At 68.5% G+C, this 3,399-nt stretch carries 3 protein-coding genes and 1 pseudogene; 1 reads left to right on the top strand and 3 read right to left on the bottom strand.

All coding sequences use genetic code 11. The annotated features are described in order from the left end of the window. From O3Q52_RS50865 to O3Q52_RS50855, 3 genes and pseudogenes are all read right to left on the bottom strand, one after another. Positions 1 to 952, bottom strand: a 952-nt coding sequence (locus O3Q52_RS50865) for a Gfo/Idh/MocA family protein (RefSeq protein ID WP_269655207.1), incomplete at its 3' end; no start/stop codon positions are given. A 32-nt stretch (positions 953 to 984) separates the two neighbouring features. Further along, positions 985 to 1,743, bottom strand: a pseudogene (locus O3Q52_RS50860) (MFS transporter); the annotation flags it as partial. Between the two features lie 5 nt (positions 1,744 to 1,748). Then, positions 1,749 to 2,699, bottom strand: coding sequence for a TIM barrel protein (locus O3Q52_RS50855; protein WP_269655206.1), 951 nt, complete (start codon positions 2,697 to 2,699; stop codon positions 1,749 to 1,751). 204 nt (positions 2,700 to 2,903) lie between these two features. On the opposite strand from O3Q52_RS50855, the gene O3Q52_RS50850 reads away from it, so the two are divergent. Then, positions 2,904 to 3,399: LacI family DNA-binding transcriptional regulator (locus tag O3Q52_RS50850; RefSeq protein ID WP_269655208.1), on the top strand; the 496-nt coding region annotated here is incomplete at its 3' end.

The following is a 3,399-nucleotide window of genomic DNA, read 5'->3' as shown; positions in this document are numbered from 1 at the left end:
CCAGGGCCTCGACGGTCGCGCTCGTGATGACAGTGGCCGCGTAGCCGTCCCACGCCGAGGGGACGGTGGGTTCGTTGCCGGCGGCGATCCCCGCGATCCACTCGCGGAACTCGGTGTCGAAGGCGTCCGAGAATCGGCCCACCCAGTCCGTGAGAACCTCCGTGCTGTGCTGCCCGGCGCTGCGCAGGCCGACCGAGGCCGGGTCGGGCAGGCGGACCAGGCCCTCCTCGCCGACCGCCTCGCACTGGATGTCGTAGCCGTACTGGCAGTTGACGAAGACCTCCAGGTCGATGCGGACGCCCTTGGCGGTCTCGAAGAGCATGATCTGCGGGTCCTTCAGGTGCGCGAACCGCTTGCTCGTGGCGCGCGGCGTGACCACCTGGGTGGAGACGATCTCGTCGTCGAGCAGCCAGCGCAGTACGTCCACCTCGTGCACGGCCGTGTCCAGGGCGGCCATGGCGGAGGTGTACGACTCCGGGACCGTCGGGTTGCGGTGGGCGCAGTGCACGATCAGCGGCTCACCGATGCGACCGGCGTCGATGACCTGCTTCATCTGCCGGTATCCGGCGTCGTAGCGGCGCATGAAGCCGACCTGGACCAGGCGACGGCCGTGGGCCGTCTCCGCCTCGACGATCCTCAGGCAGTCCTCGGCCGTCGTGGCCAGCGGCTTCTCGCAGAACACCGGTTTCCCGGCGGCTACCGCGTTCAGCACGTGTTCGGCGTGGGTCGGGCCCCACGACGTCACGAGGACCGCGTCGACGTCGTCCGCCGCGATCACGGCTGCGCCGTCGGGCAGCACACGGGCACCGACCGGCGCCGCTGCCTCCTCGGCGCGGGCGGCGTCGATGTCGGTGACCGCGGTGACACGGGCGCCTGTGACGGTGTGGGTGAGGCGCCGGATGTGCTCCTTGCCGATCCAGCCGACGCCGATGAACCCTACGCGCACAGTCATGGTTGGTGATCCTTTCTGCGGGACAGGGGAAATCAGGAGAAGCGCGCCCGGAGTTCGGCTTCGAGGGTTTCGAGGGTGCGGCCCTTGGTCTCGGGAACGTAGAGCTTGACGAAGGCGAGCGAGAAGACGCCCGCCACCACGAAGAGGAAGAAGGTGTTGGAGATCCCGATGCCGGAGACCAGGGACGGGAAGACCAGGCCGATCGCGAAATTGGTCAGCCACAGCACCACCGCCGCGACACCCATCCCGAATCCGCGCATCCGCATCGGGAAGATCTCGGAGAGCATCAGCCAGGTCACCGGCGAGATCGCACCCTGCTGGAAGGCGAGGAAGGTGACCGTCATCGCGAGTACCGCGAACGCCCGGCCGTCACCGGAAGGCAGCACCAGTGAGAAGACACCGATCAGCAACAGAGCTGCTGTCGTGCCGGTCTGACCGGTCATCAACATGGGGCGGCGGTGGACGCGGCCGAGCAGCCAGATGCCGACGAAGGTGGCGAGCACCGAGATGACGCCGTTGGCGATGTTCGCGGTCAGGGCGCTGTCGGCGGTGAAGCCGGCGTCGGTGAGGATCTGGGTGCCGTAGTACATGATCGTGTTGACGCCGGTGATCTGCTGCACGATCGCGATGCCGAACCCGACGAACATCAGCCGGCGCAGCCAGGGCGTGGACTTCATGTCCTGCCAGCCGCCGAGTTTCTGCTGATCCTCCTTGACGGCGAGTGCGGACACCTCGCGCAGCTCGGCCTCGGCGCGCTGCTGGGACCGTACCTGCTTCAGTACCTCCATGGCCCCTCCTACCGGTCGAGGCGCGGGCGGCGGGTTCCGGTCATGCCGCAGATGGCCAGGTGCTCGCGGGTGCTGACCGCGATGGGCAGCGGTGCCTCGGGAGCGCACGGGTACAGGTCCTGCTCGACGATGACGAACAACTCGGCGTCGAGCAGCGCGAGTTCGGCCACCACGTCGGCCGGATTCGGCACGCCCGCGGGAGGTGACACGCACACGCCGCGCTTGACCGCCTCCCCGAACGACAGGTCCTCGACGGCGACTTGGGCCAGCACCTCGGGATCCATCTGCTTGATGTGGACGTAGCCCACGCGCTCGCCGAAGCGGCGGATCAGATCGAGGTTGTCGCCGCCGCCGTAGGCCACGTGCCCGGTGTCCAGACAGAGGTTGGTGTAGCGCGAGTCGGACTCGTTGAGCAGCCGCTCGATCTCCGGCTGGGTCTGGATATGGCTGTCGGCGTGCGGATGGATGACGAGCCGTACGCCGTACTCGTCGAGCAGCAGCCTGCCGAGGCGGTCGGCGGATCGGCCGAAGCCCGCCCACTGGTCGGCGGTCAGCTCGGACGACTCGGTGAACGCGCCGGTCTTCTCGTCCCGGTACATGGGCGGGATGAGGACGAGGTGGTGCGCGCCGGCGGCCGCGGTCAGTGCGGCGACCTGTCGGACGTGGGCGAGCATCTCGTCCCACGCCTCCGGCCGGTGCAGCGCACCGAACGCGGTGCCGCCGGAGACCTGCAGACCACGGGCGTCCAGCTCCTCCTTCAGGCGCTGCGGGTCGGTGGGGAGGTAGCCGTACGGGCCGAGCTCCAGCCATTCGTAACCGGCCGTGGCCAGTTCGTCGAGGAAGCGGGTGTACGGCACCTGGTGCTCGTCCTCGGGGAACCAGATGCCCCAGGAGTCGGGGGCGGAGCCCAGGCAGAGGTTGCCGGCGATGGTGCGGAGCGGGCCTGGCGCCGTTGCCATGACGTGTCCCTTCACCCCGAGATCGGGAGTTTCACGGTGTTTGCTGTCGCGCTCTACTAGCGCGCTCTAGTGCGAGTACGATGACCCTGGTCCAAATGTCATGTCAATAGTCTGTTGCCGGGAGATTTCGACTCCACCGGTCAAGGTGGACGGTGTCGAAGGGCGGGTTCACACGTGGATGCATCGGGCAAGCAGCGGCCCACGATGGCGGACGTCGCCGAGAAGGCCGGTGTCTCCAGGGCGCTTGTCTCCATCATCTTCCGCAACCAGCCGGGGGCCAGCGAGGAGACCCGACAGCGAGTGCTGCGGGTCGCCGACGAAATCGGCTACCGCCCCGACAGCGCGGCCCGGCTGTTGGCCCGCGGCCGCAGCCGCACGCTCGGCGTGATGTTCACCGTCCACCAGACCTTCCACACGGACCTCATCGAGGGCATCTACGCCGAGGTCGAGCGCCTCGGTTACGAAGTGCTGCTGTCGGGCGCCACCCAGGGCCGCAGCGAGCAGAAGGCCGTGGAAGCACTGCTCAGCCACCGCTGCGAGGCGGTGATCCTGCTCGGCTCGTTCGCGGAGCCCTCCTTCCTCGACGAACTCGGGCGCCGTACGGTCGCCGTCTCCGTCAGCCGCCGGGTTCCGCACACCCACGTCGACTTCGTCCACACCGCCGAGGGCAAGGGCGTACGGCAGGCCATGGACCACCTCG

It is taken from the genome of Streptomyces sp. ActVer, assembly GCF_027270795.1.
GTDB classification, from domain to species: Bacteria; Actinomycetota; Actinomycetes; order Streptomycetales; family Streptomycetaceae; genus Streptomyces; species Streptomyces umbrinus_A.
This window is presented reverse-complemented; position numbering and strand designations above follow the sequence as displayed.

Coding starts and splice junctions, on each gene's coding strand:
- O3Q52_RS50855 (WP_269655206.1), bottom strand. CDS start 2,699: ATGGCAACGGCGCCAGGCCCGCTCCGCACCATCGCCGGCAACCTCTGC.